7 protein-coding genes are annotated in these 21926 nt (G+C 76.3%); 3 read left to right on the forward strand and 4 right to left on the reverse strand.

From position 1 onward, the window contains the following. On the reverse strand, positions 1–1127 hold a 1127-nt coding region (locus tag ACGFIR_RS31450; protein WP_393149016.1), incomplete at its 3' end, for a beta-ketoacyl synthase N-terminal-like domain-containing protein. A gap of 284 nt (positions 1128–1411) precedes the next feature. Here ACGFIR_RS31450 and ACGFIR_RS31455 point away from each other — a divergent pair. Continuing rightward, on the forward strand, positions 1412–2173 hold the full coding sequence (locus tag ACGFIR_RS31455; RefSeq protein ID WP_393008731.1) for a thioesterase II family protein: 762 nt from the start codon (positions 1412–1414) through the stop codon (positions 2171–2173). Between the two features lie 69 nt (positions 2174–2242). On the opposite strand, the gene ACGFIR_RS31460 is transcribed toward ACGFIR_RS31455, so the two are convergent. The 3 genes from ACGFIR_RS31460 to ACGFIR_RS31470 all read right to left on the reverse strand — a co-directional run bounded on the left by ACGFIR_RS31460 (position 2243) and on the right by ACGFIR_RS31470 (position 19726). After that, complete coding sequence (locus ACGFIR_RS31460) at positions 2243–3130, reverse strand: class I SAM-dependent methyltransferase (RefSeq protein WP_393008729.1); 888 nt, start codon at positions 3128–3130, stop codon at positions 2243–2245. A 29-nt stretch (positions 3131–3159) separates the two neighbouring features. Continuing rightward, positions 3160–4722, reverse strand: coding sequence for a bifunctional 3-(3-hydroxy-phenyl)propionate/3-hydroxycinnamic acid hydroxylase (locus ACGFIR_RS31465; RefSeq protein WP_393149018.1), 1563 nt, complete (start codon positions 4720–4722; stop codon positions 3160–3162). Between the two features lie 79 nt (positions 4723–4801). Next, on the reverse strand, positions 4802–19726 hold the full coding sequence (locus tag ACGFIR_RS31470) for an SDR family NAD(P)-dependent oxidoreductase (protein WP_393149020.1): 14925 nt from the start codon (positions 19724–19726) through the stop codon (positions 4802–4804). A 223-nt stretch (positions 19727–19949) separates the two neighbouring features. Between ACGFIR_RS31470 and ACGFIR_RS31475 the strand changes: the two genes are divergently transcribed. Together ACGFIR_RS31475 and ACGFIR_RS31480 are read left to right on the forward strand one after the other, a co-directional pair. After that, positions 19950–20780: a hypothetical protein gene (locus ACGFIR_RS31475; RefSeq protein WP_393008723.1), complete on the forward strand. Its 831-nt coding sequence runs from the start codon at positions 19950–19952 to the stop codon at positions 20778–20780. Then, positions 20761–21798: a 3-dehydroquinate synthase family protein gene (locus ACGFIR_RS31480; protein ID WP_393008721.1), complete on the forward strand. Its 1038-nt coding sequence runs from the start codon at positions 20761–20763 to the stop codon at positions 21796–21798. Before ACGFIR_RS31475 ends, ACGFIR_RS31480 begins: the two co-directional genes overlap by 20 nt. Positions 21799–21926 lie beyond the last annotated feature (128 nt).

A 21926-nucleotide genomic window follows, 5' to 3' on the forward strand; every position in this document is an offset into this window, starting at 1 on the left:
GACTTCACCGACCCCAGCAACAACGGCACATCCCGACCCTGCCCGTACGTCGCCAGCAGCGCCTGCGCCTCGATCGGGTCACCCAGCGTCGTACCCGTACCGTGCGCCTCCACCACGTCCACGTCCGCCACGCCCAACCCGGCGTTCGCGAGCGCCTGCCGAATCACCCGCTGCTGCGACGGACCGTTCGGCGCCGTCAACCCATTCGACGCACCGTCCTGGTTCACCGCCGAACCCCGCACCACCGCCAGAACCCGCCGGCCCTCACGCCGCGCATCCGACAACCGCTGCACCAGCAGCACGCCGACGCCCTCGGCGAGCGCGGTGCCGTCCGCCGCGTCGGCGAACGCCCGGCACCGGGCCACCGGGGACAGGTTGCCCTGCCGGGTGAAGTCGACGAACACCGCCGGGGTCGGCATCACCGTCACGCCACCGGCCAGCGCCAGATCACACTCGCCGGACCGCAACGCCTGCACCGCCAGGTGCAGCGCCACCAGCGACGACGAACACGCCGTGTCCACCGTCACCGCCGGCCCCTCGAAACCGAACGAGTACGCCACCCGGCCCGAGGCGATGCTGCCGGCGTTGCCGAGACCGAGATAGTCCTCCACGCCCGCCGGCGGGGTCTCCGGCGGATGGGCGTACCCGCTGTGGGTCATGCCGGCGAAAACCCCGACCCGGGCGCCCTTCAGGCTGGTGGGGTCGATGCCCGCCGACTCGACAGCCTCCCACGAGGTTTCCAGCAGCAGGCGCTGCTGCGGGTCCATGGCGAGGGCCTCGCGCGGCGAGACCCCGAACAGCCGGGGGTCGAACTCGGCGGCGTCGGGCACGAATCCGCCCTCGCGGACCGAGGAGGTGCCCGGTCGGGACCGCTCGGGGTCGTAGAGCGCGTCGAGGTCCCAGCCACGGTCGGTGGGGAAGGAGGCGATCGCGTCACCGCCGGCCGCGACGAGGTCCCACAGCTCCTCGGCCGTGCGTACCCCGCCCGGGAACCGGCAGCCGGTGCCGACGATCGCGATGGGCTGCTGCGCCTCGGCCTCGACGTCCCGGAGCCGTTGCCGGGTCCGCCGCAGGTCGGCGGTGACTCTCTTCAGGTACTCCCGGAGCTTCTCTTCGGTGTCCATCAACCCAGCCCATCGCGATGCACGGCGGAGACTCGACGTAAGCGACGGTACGAATGCGCAGAAGTCTCAGGCGACACCTGTATCTGTCGTTCGGCACGCTCGGCCGATAGCCACGAGGATCCCCATCTGCGGGGAGAAGTTATTGGGTACGCGCGAGCGCGGACAACCCCTAACCAGGCAACGGGCCAGCTAGGGGTGTCCGGTCCCGGGCCGCCGCACTAGCGTCGCCTCGACCGGGTCTGCGCCGATCCGGTCGGGAACCGCAGTCGCCGGAAGGACCGCCAAGGATGACGACGCCAGATACCGACAACGGCTTGTGGGTGCGACGCTTCCACCCCGCCCCGGGCGGCGCGAGGCGGTTGGTGTGCCTGCCCCACGCCGGCGGGTCGGCCAGCTTCTACTTCCCCGTCTCCCGCAGCCTCTCCCCCGCCGTGGAGGTGCTGTCGATCCAGTACCCGGGCCGGCAGGACCGGCGCCACGAGAAGTGCATCGGTGACATCCACCAGCTCGCGCGCGAGGTCTTCACCGTGCTGCGGCCCTGGCTGGACGAGCCAGTGGCCATCTTCGGGCACAGCATGGGGGCCAGCGTCGGCTTCGAACTCGCCCGGCTCATCGAGCAGGACGGCGGCAGGGCCGCGCACCTGTTCGCGTCCGGGCGCCGCGCGCCGTCGCAGGAGCGGCACGAGACGGTGCACCTGCTCGACGACGAGGGGCTGCTGGCCGACGTCCGGAAGCTGAGCGGCACCAACTCCGCAGTCCTCGGGGACCCGGAGATGCTGCGCGCCGCGCTACCGGCCATCCGCAGCGACTACCGGGCCGCCGAGACCTACACCTACCGGCCGGGTCCGCCGCTGAGCTGCCCGATCACCGTCTTCACGGGCGACGACGACCCGAAGACGACGGTCGAGGAGGCCCGGGCCTGGTCGACCCACACCACGGGGGCGTTCGACATCAAGGTCTACCCGGGCGGGCACTTCTTCCTGGCCGAGCACCAGCCGGCGGTCCTGCGGACCATCTCGACGGCCCTGAGCGGTGCGCCGGCGATCTGATCCCACCAGACGAGGGGCCCGTCCACCGGTGTCACCACCGGTCGGCGGGCCCCTCGTCCGTGCGCGGAGTCAGCGCTTGTGGCCGACCGCGATCACGTAGTCGAGCTGCGCCAGCTCCCGCTTCATCAGGTCCTGGTTCTTCCAGTGCGCCGCCATGCTCTTGCGTACGGCGGGCTTGACGACGGCACGGAACTCGGGGTCGTTGGTCCGCCCGGCCATGTACGCCCGCCAACCCTCCCAGGTCTGCTCCTTGATCGAGTGCACCTCCGGGTTGGCGAAGCCCGCCTCGACCAGCTCCTGCCGGTAGGTGTCCCGGTCGTGCCAGTTCTCCTTCGGGATGCTGAACTTGACGAAGCTCAGCGGGCCGGACTGGATGGCCGCGCGGACGACGTCGCCGCTGACCGGGATGATGTCGGCCGTGGCGAGCACACCGCCCGGGCGCAGCACCCGCAGCGCCTCGGCGAAGAACGCGCTGCGCGGGTAGAAGTGGAAGGCCGACTCCAGGGCGACGACCCGGTCGAAGGTGTTGTCCTCGAAGGGCAGTTCGGTGGCGCTGCCCAGCCGGAAGTCGGTCCGGTCCGCGAGCCCCTCCTCCTGTGCCCGACGCTGCGCCGCCTCGACGTGGTGCGGGGTGATGTTCAGGCCGTACACCTTGGCGACCTGGCGCTCGCGCAGCCACTTGAAGTCCTGGTCCGCGTAGCCGAAGCCGACGTCGAGGACGGTGTCGTCCGGCTTGAGCCCGGCGGCGTCGGCGAGCTTGTCGGCCAGTGCCTCGGCGGCCGTGTCGATGTCGGTGACCCCGTCGGACCAGTAGCCCACGTTCATGTAGTGGGTACGGCGGGCCGCGAACTCGACGTCGGGCGACTGGATCTCGTAGAAGCGCCGGACCCGGGTGATGGGGTCGGCGGTGAAGACCGTGCGGATCGCCCGGCCGGCGATCTTCAGGTTCTCGAACATGTCGGTTCCTTCCGGTGGGTGGATGCCGATCAGCCGCGCCGGACCTGCTGGCGCAGGTCCTCGACGAGCGCGGGCACAGCGGCCGGGTCAGCGGCGGTGCCGAAGACGTAGAAGTCGGGCCGGACGAGCACCGCCACCGCGTCGTACTGCTTGAGGTGGGGCAGGTACACGTCGTCGAGGTCGAAGGCGGTCGGCGCGGCGCCCGGTACGGGGGCGGGCGCGCCGGCGGGAACGATCCGGACGACCCGGGCGCCGAGCGAGTCCAGGACAGCCCGGGCGTCGGCGTCGAGCAGGTCGTCGGGGTCCTCGGCGCAGAGTAGGGCGAAGCCGGTGCCGACGACGTCGTCGAAGAGCCCGGTGCGGCCGTCGACCTCGACGCGGCCCTGCGGCATCGGCACGCCGGCCCCGTTCTCGCGGCCGTGCAGGACCCCGCCGGCCAGAGGCTCCAACAGGGACCGGGTGCGCGGGCGGGCGGTACGCCGGCGCAACTCGGCGAGCATGGCGGCGTCGCGGCCGGCCGCGGCGGCGCGGTCGGTCTCGCAGATCACCGTGCCCGAGTCCATGGACATCCGGATGGCGTGCTGCACGTGCGCGCAGCGCTCCTCCTGGTAGGTGTCCAGCAGCGCCTCGTCGGCGAGGCCGCGGTGCACCAGGTCGAGCTTCCAGGCGAGGTTGAGGGCGTCGCGGAAGCCCGAGCTCATCCCCTGCCCCATGAACGGCGGCATCACGTGCGCCGCGTCGCCGGCGATCATGATCCGCCCCGAGCGCCAGCGCTCGGCCGAGCAGGCCTGGGTGGTGTAGACCCCGTACCGCTCCAGGGTCGCGTTGTCGGGGGTGATGTCGAACAGGCCGAGCAGCCGCCACACGCTCTCGAGGCTCTCGAACTCCTCCCGGCTCTCCCCCGGCACCCGCATGAACTCCCACCGCCGGTGCCCCGGGCCGGCCGACACGGCCGTGCGGGGGCGCGCCGGGTCGCAGACCTGGAGGTTGTTCGGCTTGAACTCGCGGGCCTCGTGCGGCACCACGTCGCAGACCAGCCAGTCGTGCGTGAAGCCGAGGTCGGTGACGCCGCCGCCCAGGTGCTCCCGGACGAAGCTGTTGGCCCCGTCGCAGCCGACGACCCAGCGGGCCGCGCGGACCTCCTCGCCGTCCGGCCCGGCGATGGTCACCTCGACCCGGTCGTCGTGCTCGACCAGGCCCGTCACCTGGTACGGGCGCAGCACCGTGACGCCCGGCAGCTCCGCTCCCCGCTCGGCGAGCAGCGCCTCCAGGCCGGGCTGGTAGAAGGAGACCGAGTCGGGCCAGCCCATCGGGCCGTCGCCGGTGACCTTGACGTGCAGCAGGGTCCGGCCGAAGCCGTTCTTGAAGGTGTACTCGCCCGACGACTCCACCACCGGGCCGAGGCGGTCGGCGACGCCGGCGGCGGCCAGGATGCGGCTCGCCTCCCCGTCGTACGACACCGCGCGGGGGAAGTTGTACGGGGTGGCCCAGCGCTCGACCGCCGTGACGGTGAGCCCCCGCTGCGCCAGCAGGATCGTGAGCATCTCACCGACGGGGCCGTAGCCCACGATCAGGACGTCGGTCATCAGCATCGGTATCGGTTCCTCGGGAGTCGGTCGGACACGGTGTGGGCGGGGACGGCTCGCGCCGCGCGGGGCGGCCGGACGGCCATCAGAGACCGAGTTCGGAGTCGATGAGGTCGAACAGGTCGTCGTCGCTGGCCAGTTCGAGGTCGAGGTCGGGATCGGGATCGCCGCCCGAACCGGCGCGCATCGTCCGCCACTTGGCGATCAGCACCTCCAGCCGGGACCCGATCTGCTCGTGCAGCTCCGCCTCGACGCTGGCCTCGGTCAGCGAACGCTCCAGGTTCTCCAGGTCCGCGAGGACCGGCGGCACCGGCGGGCCGGTGTCCGGCGCCAGCTGGGACACCAGGTACGTGGCCAGCTCGTTCGGGTCCGGGTAGTCGAAGATCAGCGTGGCCGGCAGGCGCAGGCCGGTGGCCGTGGTCAGCCGGTTACGCAGCTCGACGGCGGTCAGCGAGTCGAAGCCGATCTGGCTGAACGCCCGGCCCGGGGCCACCGCCGCGCGGCTGCCGTGCCCGAGCACGCTCGCCGCCTGCTCGCGTACCAGGTCGACCACCAGGTTGTGGCGCTCCGGCCCGTCCAGCGCCGCCAACTCGTCGGCGAGGGTACGCCCGCCGGCGGTCGGGGCGGCCGCCCGCGCGGTCGGCCGCTCCCGGCGCAGCAGCCCGCGCAGCAGGGCCGGGGGCCGCTCGACCCGCTCGCCGAGCGCGGCGACGTCGATCCTGGTCGGCACCAGGACCGGCTCGGCCAGCCGCAGGCCCGCGTCGAACAGGGCCATCCCCAGCTCCGACGGGATCGCGAGCTGCCCGTCGCGGGCGGTGATCCGGGGGTCGGAGCGGTCCAGCTTGGCGGTCATCTCGCTGGCCTGCTCCCACAGCCCCCAGGCGAACGACCGGCCCGGCAGCCCTTCGGCCCGGCGGGCCAGCGCGAGCGCGTCGAGGAACGCGTTGGCCGCCGCGTAGTTGGCCTGACCGGGCACGCCGAAGACGCCGGCGCCGGAGGAGAAGAGCACGAACCCGGCAAGGTCGAGGTGCCGGGTGAGCTCGTGCAGGTGCCACGCGGCGTCGAGCTTCGGCGCGAAGACCGTGTCGACGCGCTGCGGGGTCAGGGCGGTGACCACCCCGTCGTCGAGCACCCCGGCGAGGTGCACGACCGCGGTCAGCGGGTGCCGCTCCGGCACCGCCGCCAGCACCCCGGCGAGGTTGTCCCGGTCGGACACGTCGGCCGCCACGACCGTGGCCTCGGCGCCCAGCCGGCGTAGTTCGTCGACCGCCTCGGCCGCCCCGGGAGCCTGCTCGCCGCGGCGGCTGACCAGCAGCAGCCGTCGTACGCCGTGGGTCTCGACCAGCCGCCGGGCGACCAGCCGGCCCAGGGTCCCGGTGCCGCCGGTCAGCAGCACCGTGCCGTCGGGGTCCCACGCCCGGGGCATGGTGAGCACCACCTTGCCGACGTGCCGGGCCTGGCTGACGTGCCGGAACGCCTCCGGCGCCTGGCGGACGTCCCACACCTGGGTGGGCAGCGGGGTGAGGGTCCCCCGTTCGAAGAGCCCCAGCAGCACGACGAGCATGCGCTGCACCTCGTCGGGGTCCTCCAGGGTCAGGTCGAAGGCGGTGTAGGCCACCCCCGGGTGGTCGGCGGCGACGCGGGCGGCGTCGCGGATGTCGGTCTTGCCCATCTCGATGAACCGCCCGCCGCGCGGCAGCAGCCGCAGCGAGGCGTCGACGAACTCGCGGGCCAGCGAGTCCAGCACGACATCGACGCCCCGGCCGCCGGTGGCGTCGGTGAAGCGGGTCTCGAAGTCGAGGGTCCGGGAGGACGCCAGGTGCTCCTCGTCGAGACCCAGCGCGCGCAGGGCGTCCCACTTGGCGGGGCTGGCGGTGGCGTACACCTCGGCCCCGAGGTGGCGGGCGAGCTGCACGGCGGCCATGCCGACGCCGCCGGCCGCCGCGTGCACCAGCACCGACTCGCCCCGGGTGAGCCCGGCCAGGTTGACCAGCCCGTGGTACGCGGTCAGGAAGACCACCGGCACGGAGGCGGCCTCGACGAACGACCAGTTGGCCGGCATCGGGGCCAGCAACCGGCGGTCGGTGACCGCGACGGGCCCGAAGCAGCCCACGAAGACCCCGAACACCCGGTCGCCGGGCCGCAGGTCGGTCACCTCGGTGCCCACCTCGACGACCTCGCCGGCGCCCTCGCCCCCGAGCGGCCCCGCGTCGCCCGGGTAGAGGCCGAGCGCGTTGAGCACGTCGCGGAAGTTGAGGCCGGCGGCACGGACGCGGACCCGGACCTCGCGGGGGCCGAGAACGGCCTCGGCCGCGTCGGTCGGGCTCAGGGTGAGGTTCTCCAGGCTGCCCCGCACCGGCGCGTCCAGCCGCCACGCGGCGGCGGGCGGGGCGGTCAGCTCGCCCGCCGAGCCGGCCCGCGCCAGCCGTGGCACGTACGCCGCGCCGCCCCGGATCGCGGCCTGCGGCTCGGCCGCCGCCAGCAGCGCGGCGACCTGGTCGGGGCCGATCCCGTCGCCGTCGACGTCGACGACGACCACCTGGTCCGGGTTCTCCGACTGGGCGGAGCGGAGCAGGCCCCACGCCGTCGCGGCGGCCGGGTCGGTCACCTCGCCGGCGTGGTGCACGGCCACCGCGCCCCGGGTCACCAGCAGCAGCCGCGACGCCGCCCAGCGGGGCTCGGTGAGCCAGCGCCGGACCAGGTCGAGGGCCTGCACGGCGGCGTGCCGGGCCGCACCGGGGGTGGACTGCGCGGGTTGCGCGTCGAGCGGCACGAGCACGGCCCCGGGCAGGGCCAGTCCCGCGTCGACGGCGGCGGCGAGCCCGTCCAGGCCGGGGTGCAGCGGGAACCCGTCCAGGCCGGGGGCGACGGCCACGGCGTCGACCGGGGTCGCCGCCTCGGCCGGTGGCAGCGGCGTCCAGTCGACGCGGAACAGGGCGTCGCGGGTGGCGCGGTCGTCGGTGACGGCCAACTCGGCGGTGGAGATCGGGCGCATCGTCAGGGTGGTCACCTCGGCCACCGGGGCGCCGGTGGGGTCGACGACGGTCAACGCGATGGCGTGCGGCCCGACCTGGGTCAGCCGTACCCGCAGGGCGGTCGCGCCGGTGGCGTGCAGGCTGACGCCGTTCCAGGCGAACGGCAACAGCAGCTGGCCGGCACCGGCACCGGCGAGACCGCCGAAGTGCGCGGCGTGCAGGGCGGCGTCGAACAGGGCGGGGTGCAGGCCGTACCGGCCGGCGTCGACCCGCTGGGCCGCCGGCAGCTCCACCTCGGCGTAGACCTCGTCACCGCTGGTCCACACCGCGCGCAGGCCCTGGAACGCCGGCCCGTACGCGTAGCCGTCGGCTGCCAGGCCGGCGTAGAAGCCGGTCAGGTCGACGGGGCGGGCGTCGCGCGGCGGCCACGCGGTGAGCTGCGGCGACACGGCGGGCTGGTCGGCGGAGAGGGTGGCGCTGGCGTGCCGGGTCCACGGCTGCCCCGCGGGCGCGTCGGCGGGCCGGGAGTGCACGGTCACCGGGCGGCGTCCGTCCTCGCCGCCCGGGCCGACCGCCACCTGCACCTGGGTCGCCCCGTCGGCGGGCAGGGTCAGCGGAGCCTCGATGACCAGTTCGTCGAGGACGGGGTGGCCGATCTCGTCGCCGACGCGCAGGCAGAGCTCCACCAGGCCGGTGCCGGGCAGCAGCACGCTGTCGGTGACCCGGTGGTCGGCCAGCCACGGCTGCGCGTCGGTCGACAGCCGTCCGGTGAACAGGTGCCCCCTCGTCTCGGCCAGCGCGACCGACGCACCGAGCAGCGGATGGTCGGCGGCGTCCAGGCCGGCGGCGCCGACGTCGCCGGGGCCGGCGAGGGGCCGGGGCCAGTAGCGGCGGTGGGCGAACGCGTACGTGGGCAGGTCGACCCGCCGGCCGCCGGCCAACGCGGGCCGCCAGTCCACCGCGACCCCGCACACGTGCAGCTGGGCCAGGGAGAGCAGGAACCGTTCCCGGCCGCCCTGGTCGCGTTGCACCGAGCCGACCACCACCGCATCGCCGCCGTGGTCGGCGAGGGTCTCCTCGACGCCGACCGTGAGCACCGGATGGGGGCTGCACTCGACGTACGTGTCGTGGCCCTCGGCGGCCAGCGCGCGGATCGCCCGTTCCAGCTCGACGGGCTGCCGCAGGTTGCGGTACCAGTAGTCGGGCCCCATCTCCTCGCCGTCGAGCCAGCGCAGGTCGGTGGTGGAGAACAGCGGCACGGCCGCCGGGCCGGGGGTGATGCCCGCCAGCACCCCGGCCAGCTCGTCGCGGATGCGTTCCACCTGCGCGGAGTGGGAGGCGTAGTCGACGGCGATGCGTCGCACCCGGGCCTGCTCGCCGGCCAGTTCGGCGAGGAGTTCCTCGACCGCCTCCGGCTCGCCGGAGACGACGACGGCGGCCGGTCCGTTCACGGCGGCGACCGAGATCCGCTCGCCGAAGCGGGCGATCCGGTCGCGGACCGTGTCGGCGGGCAGCGCGACGGAGGCCATCGCCCCGTGCCCGGCCAGGGCCCGCAGCGCCCGGCTGCGCAGCGCCACCACCCGGGCCGCGTCGGGCAGGGAGAGCACCCCGGCGACGCAGGCGGCGGCGATCTCGCCCTGGGAGTGGCCGACCACGGCGGCCGGCTGCACACCGTACGAGCGCCACAGCTCGGCCAGCGACACCATCATCGCGAACAGGGCGGGCTGCACGACGTCGACCTCGTCGAGGCCGGGCGCGCCGGGCACCTGCCGCAGCACGTCCAGCAGCGACCAGTCCAGGTACGGCCGCAGCGCCGCGTCGCAGGCCGCCATCCGCTCGGCGAACACCGGGGCCTGGTCGAGCAGGTCCAGGCCCATGCCGAGCCACTGGGAGCCCTGCCCGGGGAAGACGAAGACGCACCGGCCGACGGGCCGGGCCTCGCCCCGCGTGACCGCCGGGTCGGGCCGGCCCTCGGCGAGCGCGTCGAGGGCGTCGGCGAACCGGTCGGCCGACGTGCCGACCAGCACCGCCCGGGAGTCGAAGGTGCTCCGGCTGGTGGCCAGCGACCAGGCCACGTCGAGGGGCCGCTGGTCGGGCCGGCCGGCGAGGTGCTCCCGCAGCCGGCGCGCCTGGCCGGCGAGCGCCTGCGGGGTACGCGCCGACAGCAGCCACGGCAGCGCGGGGGCCTGCGGCGGCTCGGGATCGGCCGCGGCCTCCGGCGCCGGATCGGCGACCGACTCGACGATCACGTGGGCGTTGGTGCCGCTGATGCCGAACGACGAGACGCCGGCGCGCGCCGGCCGGCCCGCCGACGGCCACGGGCGGGCCTCGGTGAGCAGCTGCACCGATCCCGAGTCCCAGTCGACCCGCGAGCTGCGGCGCTCGGCGTGCAGGGTGCGGGGCAGCCGGCCGTGCCGCATGGCGAGGACCATCTTGAGCACGCCGGCGACGCCGGCCGCGGCCTGGGTGTGCCCGAGGTTGGACTTGACCGAGCCGAGCAGCACCGGCGCGGCGCCGGCCGGGCGCTGCCCGTACGTGGCGAGGATCGCCTCCGCCTCGATGGGGTCGCCGAGCGACGTGCCGGTGCCGTGCGCCTCCACCACGTCGACGTCGGCGGCGGTCAGCCCGGCGGCGCTCAGCGCGGCGCGGATGACCCGTTCCTGCGACGGCCCGTTCGGGGCGGTCAGCCCGTTGGACGCGCCGTCCTGGTTCACGGCCGAGCCGCGCACGACGGCCAGCACGGGGTGGCCCCGGCGCCGGGCCTCGGAGAGCCGCTCCACCACCAGCATCCCGACGCCCTCGGACATGCCGAAGCCGTCGGCGTCCTCGGCGAACGCCTTGCACCGCCCGTCGGCGGCGAGACCGCGCTGGCGGCTGAAGCCGGTCAGCCCGGCCGGGGTGGACATCACCGACACGCCACCGGCCAGCGCCAGGTCGCAGTCGCCCTGGCGCAGCGCCTGGACGGCCAGGTGCAGCGCGACCAGGGACGCCGAGCAGGCGGTGTCCACGGTGACGGCGGGTCCCTCCAGCCCGAGCGCGTACGCGACCCGGCCGGAGAGGACGCTGCCGGCGGTGCCGGTGAGCAGGTGCCCCTCGTCGGCGGTGACCTCGCCGTCGTCGGAGACGACACCGGGAGCCACCCGGTCGGCGTAGTCCTGCCCGTGGGTGCCGGCGAAGACGCCGGTGCGGCTGCCCCGCAGGGTGGCCGGGTCGATGCCACCGCGTTCCAGCGCCTCCCAGGAGGTCTCCAGCAGCAGCCGGTGCTGCGGATCCATGGCGAGGGCCTCGCGGGGGCTGATGCCGAAGAACTCGGCGTCGAAGTCGGCGATGCCGGTGAGGAACCCGCCGGAGCGCACGTACGTCCGGCCGGACGTGCCGGGCACCGGGTCGTAGAGGTCGGCCAGCGGCCAGCCCCGGTCGTCCGGCAGGTCGCCGATGACGTCGGCGCCCGCGTCGAGCAGCCGCCACAGCTCCTCCGGGGAGCCGATGCCGCCGGGGAACCGGCAGGCCATCGCGACGATGGCGACCGGCTCGTCCAGGGCGACGGTGCTCGCGTCGGTGACCTCGGTGGCGGCGGTGCCGAGCAGCCGGGCGTGCAGGTGCGCGGCGAGCAGCTCGGGGGTGGGGTGGTTGAACACGGCGTGCGGGGCGAGCCGCACGCCGGTGACGGCGGTGAGCCGGTTGCTCAGCTCCACGGCCATCAGCGAGTCGAAGCCGAGGTCCTTGAACGGGCGGCGCGGCTCGACCTGCTCGGGGCCGGTGTGCCCGACGACGGTGGCGCACCGGGTGCGTACGAGGTCCAGCAGCAGGTCGGCACGCTCGGGTTCGGCGAGTTCGGCCAGCCGGTCGGCGAAGCCCTTCGCGGAGGCGGGCGCGGAGACGGCGTTGACGGCCCGGCGGGGCGGCGGGGGCAGCAGCGCCCGCAGCAGGGCGGGCACCTCGCCGGAGGTCCGTACGGCGGCCAGGTCGAGCCCGATCGGCACGAGCGCCGGCCGGTCGACGTGCAGGGCGGCGTCGAACAGCGCGAGTCCGGCGGCGGTGTCGAGGGGGCGGGTGCCGCCGCGGGCGAGCCGGGCCAGGTCGGCGGGGCTGAGCCGGCCGGCCATCCCGTCCTCGGCGGCCCACAGGCCCCAGGCCAGGGCGCTCGCGGGGAGGCCCCGGGCGCGGCGGTGCGCGGCGAGCGCGTCGAGGAACGCGTTGCCGGCCGCGTAGTTGCCCTGGCCGGGGCTGCCGAAGGTGGCGGCGGCCGAGGAGAAGAGCACGAACGCGGCCAGGTCGAGCCCGGCCGTGAGCTCGTGCAGGTGCCAGGCGCCGTGCACCTTGGACCGCAGTGCCTGTGCCCAGCGGGTCGGGTCGAGGTCGGTGAGCAGCGCGTCGTCGGTGGCCCCGGCGGCGTGCACGACGGCGACGAGCCGGTCGGCCAGCGGGGCGATCACCTCGGCGAGCGCCACCCGGTCGGCGACGTCGGCCGCGACCACCCGGACGGTGACGCCGGCGTCGGTCAGCGCGGTCGTCCAGGCACCGGCCCGGCCGCCGCGGCTGAGCAGCACCAGTTCGCTGACGCCGTACGCGGTGGCGAGGTGGGTGGCGACGTGCCGGCCGATCCCGCCGGTGCCGCCGGTGACCAGCACGGTGCCGCCGGCCAGGGCCGCGAGCGGCGTACCGGCCGGGGGCCGCTCGACGGGGCGGAGCCGGGGCAGCAGCGCGCGCCCGTCGCGGACGGCCACCTCGGGTTCGTCCGCCGTGACGGCCAGCGCCGCGCGGACGGTGGCGTCGTCGGTGGCGTCGAGGTTGAGCAGGAGGAAGCGGTCGGGTTGCTCGGCCTGGGCGACCCGGACCAGCCCGGCCACCGGGGCGTGCACCGGGTCGCCGTCGCGCACGGCGAGGGCGAGGCGGGTGGTCTCGGCGCGGGGGTCGGCCAGCCAGTCCTGGAGCACCCCGAGCACGGCGAGGCCGACGGCGTGCGCCCGGTCGGGCACCGGCCGGCCCGGCTCGCCGTCACCGACCCGCAGCACCAGCAGCGGCGGCAGCGGCCCGTCCGGTGGCGTGCCGTCGGCGAGCGTCCAGGCCGGTGCCGGCGTCGCCGGGAACGCGGCGGGCAGCCAGTCGACGGCGTACAGCCCGGCGGGCGCGGCCGGCGGCGTGGGCGCGTCGGCGGACGGCAGGTCCACGGTCCGCAGCACCACGCGGTCCACGTCGAGCACGGGCACGCCGGCGTCGTCGACGGCACTCAGCGTCACCGCGTCCGCCCCGGCGGGGGCCAGGCAGACGCGCAGCGCGTGCGCCCCGACGGCGTGGTGGCGCACCCCCGCCCACTCGGTGGGCAGCAGCCGGGCGGCGGGCCGGGCGTCGTCGCCGGGCGCGAAGTCGGCGAGCGGGAGCAGGCGCAGGGCCGCCTCCAGCACCAGCGGGTGCACACCGTACCGCTCGGCGTCCGGGTCGCGGGCGTCCTCGGGCAGGCGTACGTCGACGAAGAGCCGGTCGGCGGCGACCCACGCGGCCCGGGCCAGCTCTCCGGCCATCGCCTGGTGCTGCGGGGCGTTCAGGTCCACGGGTCGGGCCCCGGTGGGCGGCCAGACGGGGGTGGGGGCGCCCCGGCCGCTCTCCGGATCGACGGGTGCGAGCACGGCCTCGGCGACCTCGCGCCAGGGCTGCCCCTCGCCGGACCGGACGTGGCAGTGCGCCACCCGGTGCCCGTGCTCGTCCGGCGCGCCGGCCCTGAGCTGCACCTCGATGGTCGCCTCGGCGGGCAGCGGCACCGGCTCGGGCACGCGCAGCCGCCGCACGCTCGGGGCGCCGAGCTGTCCACCGAGGTGGGCGAGCATGTCCAGCAGGGCGGTGGCGGGCAGCAGCGGCGCCGTGCCGTCGCCGGGGGCGGCCAGCCACGGCTGCGTGGCCGTGGAGAGCTGCCCGGTGCAGACCACCTGCCCGGTGCCGGCGACCGCCAACAGGCCGCCGAGCAGCGGGTGCCCGGCGTCGGCCAGCCCGACGCCGACGGGACCGCCGGCGCCGGTGGGGGCGGGCAGCCAGTAGTGCCGGCGCTGGAAGGCGTACGTGGGCAGGTCGACGCGGCGGTGCGGCCCGGGGCCGGCCAGGGCGGCACGGTCCACGGCGACGCCCCGCACGTGCAGCCGCGCCACGGCGGCGAGCAGCGCCTCGACCTCACCGACGGTGCCGCGTACGGCGGGGACGAAGGCCAGTTCGTCGGCCTCGGCGACGAGGCAGTCCTGGGCCATCGCGGTGAGTACGCCGGCCGGGCCGATCTCCAGGAAGGTGGTGACGCCCTGCCCGTGCAGGGCCCGTACGCCGTCGTGGAAGCGGACGGTGCCCCGCACGTGCGCCACCCAGTGCTCGGGCGAGCAGAGCCGGGCCGGGTCGACGGGGTGACCGGTCAGGTTGGACACCACGGGCAGGTGCGGGGTGCGGTACGTGAGGCCGGCCGCGACCGCGCGGAACTCGTCGAGCATCGGGTCCATGCGCGGCGAGTGGAACGCGTGCGACACCCGCAGCCGGCTGGTCCGACGCCCGGCCGCGCGCAGGGTGTCCGCGACGGCCAGCACCGCGTCGGTGTCGCCGGAGAGGACGACGCTGGTGGGGCCGTTGACGGCGGCGAGGCCCACCCGGTCGGTCAGGTGCGCGGCGACCTCGGCCTCGTCGGCCTCGACGGCCACCATCGCGCCCCCGGCGGGGAGCTGCTGCATCAGCCGGGCGCGGGCGGCGACCAGCGCCGCCGCGTCCGCGAGGGAGAACACCCCGGCCACGTGCGCGGCGGCCAGCTCGCCGACGGAGTGGCCGAGCACCGCGTCGGGACGTACCCCCCAGGACTCCAGGAGGCGGTACAGCGCCACCTCGAAGGCGAACAGCCCCGGCTGGGTGTACAGGGTCTCGTCGAGCAGCTCGGCCGCCGCGGTGCCCTCGGCCGCGAGGACGACGTCCGCGACGGGGAGCGGGGCGTGGCCGGCGAGACAGCGGTCGAGTTCGGCGCAGGCCGCGTCGAAGGCGGCCGCGAAGACGGGGTACGCCGCGTGCAGCTCGCGGCCCATGCCGGCGCGCTGGCCGCCCTGCCCGCCGAAGAGCAGGCCGAGTTGGCCGTCGACGACCCGGCCGGTCAGCACGGTCGGCAGGTCCGGGTCCGGGTCGCTGCGGGTCAGCGCGCCGAGCCCCGTCCGGGCGCTGTCCCGGTCGCCGACCAGCACCACCGCCCGGTGTTCGAGGGCGGCGCGGGTGGTGGCGAGGGCGTGCCCGACGTCGGCCGGGTCGGTGTCCGCCCCCGGCCCGTCGAGCCAGGCCAACAGGCGGGCCGCCTGGTCCCGCAGGGCCTCGCCGGTGGCCGCCGCGAGCAGCCACGGTACGGGTGGCCGACTGGCGGCGGCCTCGGGCGACGGCTGCGCTCCGACGGTGCCGGACGGCGACTGCCGGTCGGCGTCCGCCGGCTCGGTCGGCGGGTCGGCGGGCGCCTCGACGATGACGTGGGCGTTGGTGCCGCTGATGCCGAACGACGAGACGCCGGCCCGGCGGGGTCGGCGTACGTCGGGCCACGGGCGGGCCTCGGCGAGCACCTCGACCGCGCCGGCGGACCAGTCCACCTCGGACGTCGGGGCGTCGACGTGCAGGGTGCGGGGCAGCCTGCCGTGCCGCATCGCGAGCACCATCTTGATCACCCCGGCGGCCCCGGCGGCGGCCTGGGTGTGGCCGAGGTTGGACTTCAGCGAGCCCAGCCGCAGCGGCTCGGCGTCGCCGCGGCCCACCCCGTACGTGGCGAGCAGCGCCTGCGCCTCGATCGGGTCGCCGAGCGACGTGCCGGTGCCGTGCGCCTCGACGACGTCCACGTCGGCGGTGGAGAGCCCGGCCGCGTCCAGCGCCCGCCGGATGACCCGCTCCTGGGCGGGCCCGTTCGGGGCGGTCAGCCCGTTGGACGCGCCGTCGGAGTTGACGGCGGAGCCGCGCAGCACGGCGAGGACGGGGTGCCCGTGCCGGTGGGCGTCGGAGAGCCGTTCCAGCAGCAGCACGGCGACGCCCTCGGACCAGCCGGTGCCGTCGGCCCCGTCGGCGAACGCCTTGCACCGGCCGTCCGGGGCGAGCCCACGCTGCCGGCTGAACTCCACGAACGCCTGCGGGGTGCCCATCACCGCCACGCCGCCGGCCACGGCGAGCGAGCAGTCCCCGGCGCGCAGCGCCTGGGCGGCCAGGTGCAGCGCCACCAGCGACGACGAGCACGCCGTGTCGACGGTGACCGCCGGCCCCTCCAGCCCCAACGCGTACGCGACCCGGCCGGAGACGACGCTGCCGGCGGTGCCGACGCCGAGGTAGCCCTCGGTGCCGGGCGGCGCCTGGCGCAGGTTCGCGGCGTAGTCGTGGTGCATGACGCCGGTGAAGACGCCCGTGGCGCTGCCGCGCAGCGAGGTGGGGTCGATGCCGGCCCGCTCGAACAGCTCCCAGGACGTCTCCAGCAGCAGCCGCTGCTGCGGGTCCATGGCGAGCGCCTCGCGCGGGCTGATCGCGAACAGGGTGGCGTCGAACTCCGCGGCGTCGGTGAGGAAGCCGCCCACCCGGGCGTACGAGGTGCCGGGGCGGTCGGGGTCGTCGGAGAACAGGTTGGCCAGGTCCCAGCCCCGGTCCGTGGGGAACTCCGTGAGCCCTTCCCGACCCTGGTCGACCAGCTCCCACAGCTCCTCGGGGGAGCCGACGCCGCCGGGGAGCCGGCACGCCATGGCGACGACGACCACCGGATCGTCCCCGGTGGACGGCTGTGCCGAGCGGTCCGCCGTGGAAACGGCCTGCGGAACGGCGCCGCGCAGCCGGGCGGCGAGGTGTCGGGCGAGGGCCTCCGGGCTGGGCCGGTCGAACGCGGCCGTGGCGGAGAGGCGTACCCCGGTCGCCTGGGCCAACCGGTCGCGCAGCGCGACCGCGGCGACCGAGGTGAAGCCGAGTTCCTTGAAGGCCCGGCCGGGGCGGACCGCGGCCGGGCCGGGCAGCCCGGCCACCTGCGCGGTGGCGGTGCGGACCAGGTCGAGCAGGAGCCGGTCTCCCTCGGCGGTGGTGAGGCCGGCCAGTCGGCGGCGCAGCTCGGCGGCGTCCCGGTCGTCGGCGGCGTCGCGGGGTTCCGCGACGGGTCCGCGCCAGGCGGGGTGCGCGGCGTCGGCGTGGCCCGCCGGATGGGCGAGCACGACCAGGTCGTCGCCGTCGTGGGCCACGTCGAACGCGGCGAGGTCGGCGCGTGCGGCTCCCGCTCCGGATCCGGTCACCGCCGAGGGCGACGGCTCGCGCTCGGCGGGCGCGGTCGTGCCGACGAGCCGGGCCGGGTGGCCGGCGGCCCGACGGCGGGCGGCCAGGGCGTGCAGGGCGCCGACGCCCGAGGCGGCCCGCTCCCGGCCCGCGGCGCCCAGCAGCAGGGCCGACGGGGCGAGGACGGTGAACGCGGCCCCCGGGTGCCGGGTCGCGGCGTCCAGCGTCGCGGCGAGGCCCAGCAGCCGGGCCACGCCCCCGGCGTCGGCCAGGTCGTCGTCGCCGGGGCAGAGGAAGACGGCGCCGAGCGGCTCGTCGCCGGCCCGGTCGGCGGGCAGCGCGACAGCCTCGGCGCCGACGGCGGCGAGTTCGGCGACCAGGTCCACCAGGCCCGGGGCGGGCGTCACGCCGGCGTGCGGCAGCCGCAGCCGGCGGACGCGGTGCGCGGCGACGAGGTGCCGGGCCAGCGCGGCACCGGTCGGCCCGTCGGCGCCGGTGATCAGGACCGGGCGGTCCGGGTCGGCCACGGTCACCGGCCGGGCCGGCATGGCCGCCGGGGCGGGTACGAGAGCCGCGTGCCGGGCCGTCCCGGATCGCAGCGCGACCTGCGCGGCGCCGGCGTCCACCACGGCGGGCAGCAGGGCGACCGAGCGGTCCGCGGCGTCGTGGTCGACCAGCACGATCCGGTCCGGGTACGCCGCCAGCAGGCTGCGCCCGACGGCCCAGACGGCGCCGGCCATCGGATCGGGCCCGGTCCACCCGGCGGCGTCCTGCGCGATGGCGTCGCCTGCGGTGGCCTCGCCTGCGGCGGCGTCCTGCGCGGTGGCGTCTTGCGCGGAGGCGTCGCCCGCACTGCCGGTACCGCTCGTGCCGGGGCCGGTGGCCGCGTCGCCGGCCGGGCCGGTCAGCAGCATCAGCCGGGTGCCGGCGAACCGGTCGTCGTCGAGCCAGCCGCGCACCCGGTCGGCGAGGTCCGCCGCGTCGGCGTCGGCCGGCCCGGCCAGGAGCACCGTCACGTCGGGCACGTCCGGGGCCTCGCGCAGCGCGGCCAGGTCCCGGTGGGCGCGGAACCGGTCTCCCGGCGACGCCGCGCGCAGCGGCTCCAGCAGCGGCTCGCTCTCGGCGCCGACGAGCGCCCAGCGGCGGGCCGGCGCGACGGCGGCCTGCGCGGCCGTCGGGACGGGCGCCTCGACCGGCGGTACGGCGGCCAGGTCCAGCGGCTGCCAGGCGAGCAGGCTCAGCGCCTCGTGGTGGCTGCCGTTGACGGCCCGCAGCCGGGCCGGCCCGTCGAGCAGGAGCCGGCGGGTGACCTTGCCGGAGGCGGTGCGGGGCACCTGCCCGATCTCGTACAGCGCCTCGGGGACCTTGTGGTAGCTGAGCTTCTCCCGGCAGGCCGCGTACCCGGCGCGGGGGTCGAAGCCCTCCGGCCCGGGCACCACGAACGCCACCGGCACCTCGCCGAGCACCTCGTGCGGCCGGCCGGTCACCGCCACGTCGGCGACGCCGGGCACCGCGCGCAGCGCCTCCTCCACCTCGGCCGGGTGGATCTTCTCGCCGCCCCGGATGATCAGCTCCTGGTGGCGACCGGTGACGAAGATGTTGCCGTCGGCGTCGCGGCGGGCCAGGTCACCGGTGCGGTACCAGCCGTCGCGCAGCGCGGCGGCGGTGACCTCCGGCAGGCCGTGGTAGCCGAGCATGACGCTCGGGCCGCTGACCCAGACCTCCCCCTCGGTGCCGGTCGGCACGTCCAGACCCGTCTGCGGGCTGACCAGGCGTACCTCGACGCCGGGCACCGCACGCCCGCAGGAGCCCTCGACCCGGGCCTGGTCCGGCCGGGTCACGGCGATCGAGCCGCAGGTCTCCGTGCTGCCGTACGCGTCGAGCAGCGGCGCGTCGAAGACCTCGTCGAACGCCCGCCGCAGCGCGCCGGTGGTGATCGCCCCGCCGACCAGGCAGACGCGCAGGGCCGGGGCACGGAAGCCGGTCTCCCGGGCGGCGGTGACCAGGTGGTGGTACATGGCCGGCACACCGGCCAGCACGGTGGCCTCGTCCTCGTCGACCGCACGCAGCACGTCGTCGGCGGAGAAGCCGTCGATGAGCCGGGCCGTGGCGCCGACGGCCGTCACGCTGAGCACGCACCCGATGTGGGAGAGGCTGTGGAACAGCGGCAGCGGCCAGACCACCCGGTCGGCGGCGGTGAGCCCGGGGATCGGCACGTAGCAGGCGGCGACGGACCAGAGGCAGGTGCGCTGGGTGGAGAGCACGCCCTTGGGCCGGCCGGTGGTGCCGGAGGTGTAGAGCATCCAGGCGACCTCGTCGAGGCCCAGGTCGTCGCGGGCGCCCACGGCCGGCTCGGTGTCGACCAGGTCGCGCCAGGCGACGATCCCGGCCGGAACCGGGTCGTCCCCGGTGACCACAATCCGCAGGGCCGGCCGGTCGGCGCGCAGCCGCAGCAGCTGGTCGAGGTGGCGCGGGTCGGTGACCACCAGCACCGCGCCGGAGTCGTCCAGGAGGTGGGCCAGCTCCGCGTCGGTGCTGTGCGGGTTCACCGGTACGCCGACCGCGGCGGCCCGTGTCACGGCCAGCCAGGTCTCCACCGTCTCCACGCGGTTGCCGAGGCAGAAGGCGACCCGGTCGCCCCGCGCGACCCCCGACGCCGCCAGGTGACCGGCCAACCGACGGGTCCGCGCCGCCAGGTCGGCGTATCCGACCGCCCGACGGTCGTCGCGGAATGCGACCTTGTTCCCCAACCTGGCGGCGTGCGCCTCGATCAGATCGGACAACGGCTGGATCAGGTCGCTCCGAAGCATGTCACCACATCCGTCCGTCGGCGAGACTCCTCATCCGCGGCGTAGACCTCGCTCGCGTAGCGGCCCAAGTCTTCCGAGCGCCCTGCCGGCGTCCTACCCCTGTCACCCCCTAAGTCGTCCCCAGTTCGAAGCGCCGATCGGGTGGTGGAACGGGCCGCAGGCCGATGATGGGGCGACCCCCGCGGACCGTCGAATCCCGTGCTCCACCCGCCCGTCAGCCGAGGTGCCGTCGTTGGAACGCTGCTGGTTGTTCGCCCGCTCGGCCGTGCCGGCCGGCTGCCCGGGCACACGGGTGATCGAGCTGGTCGGAACCGTCCTGACCGAACTGGTCGCCGCCGCCCGGCGGGCCGATCCGGGCATGGACTGGTTCTTCGACCCGGAGGACTCCCCCGCCGGGCACCTGCGCCTCGGCTTCCACGCCGCCCCGGCCGCGCTCGACGCCGTACGGGCGCGGCTGCTCGCGTACGACCCGCAGGTGTCCCTCGCCGCCGACCGGTGCGCCGTGCGCGACGCCGCCCGGGGCGGCCCGCTCGCGTTCGCGGGCAGTGACCTGGCCCTGACCCTGCTCGGCGGGGACGTGCCCTGGCTGGTCGGCATCGAGTTGCCGCTGGCCGTGGCGCACCTGCGGCACCTGACCGGGCTGGTGCCGGCGGCCGACCGCCTGGCGTTCCTCTTCCTGCACTGGCAGGAACGCGGCCAGCGGCTCACCGGCGCGCAGCGGCGCGACCTGGCCGCGCAGGCCGACGCCGGCGCGGAGAAGATCGTCCTGGCGGCCGGCGACCTGCCGCTGGGCGGGGAGGTCGCCGAGGCGTGGCAGCGCTACCTGGACCGGGTGGCCGACGTGGTGGGTCGGGACCACCCGACGACGCCGTCCGGTTTCCTGCTGGCGCACCACGCGCAGCTCACCCACGACCGGTGGGGCATCGGGCCGGAGGTCGACTCGCTGGCCGCGCTGGCGCTGCGCCTGTCGATGGTCCGGGACCGCCCGGCCGCGAGCCCGCCGGTCCCCGTCGCGCCGAGGAGGCAGCAGCCACATGCACGCGTCCGCACCTGACCGTCCCGCCACCGAGCCGGCCCGCATCGAGGTGGCGCTCGGGGAGCGCTCGTACCCGGTGCTGATCGGCCCCGGCGTGCGCCACCGGCTCCCGGCGGAGGTGGCGCGGATCGGCGCCCGACGGGTCGTGGTGGTCTCGGCCCGGCCGCCGGAGTGGACGCCCGACCCGGGCGTGCCGCACCGGGTGGTGCCGGCCCGCGACGGCGAGCACGACAAGAACCTGGCCACGGTGGAGCAGCTCTGCCGGGCGTTCGCCGAGTTCGGGCTGACCCGGGCCGACGCGGTCGTCTCCTGCGGCGGCGGCACCACCACGGACGTGGTCGGCCTGGCCGCCGGCCTCTACCACCGGGGCGTCGCGGTGCTGCACCTGCCGACCTCGCTGCTGGCCCAGGTGGACGCCAGCGTGGGCGGGAAGACCGCGGTCAACCTGCCGGAGGGCAAGAACCTCGTGGGGGTCTACTGGCAGCCCCGGGCGGTGCTCTGCGACACCGAGCACCTGGGCACGCTGCCGCAACGGGAGTGGCGCAACGGGTACGGGGAGATCGCCCGGGCGCACTTCATCGGTGCGGGCGAGCTCCGCGACCGGCCGGTCGCGGAGCAGATCGCCGCCTGCGTGGCGTTGAAGGCCCGGGTGGTGGCCGCCGACGAGCGCGACTCCGGCCTGCGGCACATCCTCAACTACGGCCACACGCTGGGGCACGCGCTGGAGCGGGCCACCGACTTCGGCCTGCGCCACGGCGAGGCGGTCGGCGTCGGCACGGTCTTCGCGGGCCGGCTGGCCGGCGTCCTCGGCCGTGTCCCCGCCGACCGGGTGGCCGAGCACCACGACGTGGTGGCGGGCTACGGGCTCGACACCACGCTGCCCGCCGGCGTCGACCACGACGAACTGGTCGCGCTGATGCGCCGGGACAAGAAGGCCACCTCGGGCCTGTCCTTCGTCCTGGACGGCCCGGCCGGGCCCGAACTGGTCGCTGACGTCCCCGAGGCTGCCGTCCGCACCGCCCTGACCGGCATGTGAGGCCCGCGCCGTAGGCCGTCAGGTTCGTGCCCGGCACGCCCGCCGGTGCCGCGCAGCGAGCGGGCGGGCGGGCGGTGCACGCCCCCGCCGGAGGAGTCGACGCCGCGGGCCGGGCCACCCGGACGACG

Source organism: Micromonospora sp. NPDC049051 (assembly GCF_043197575.1).
In the GTDB taxonomy this organism is placed as follows: Bacteria; Actinomycetota; Actinomycetes; order Mycobacteriales; family Micromonosporaceae; genus Micromonospora.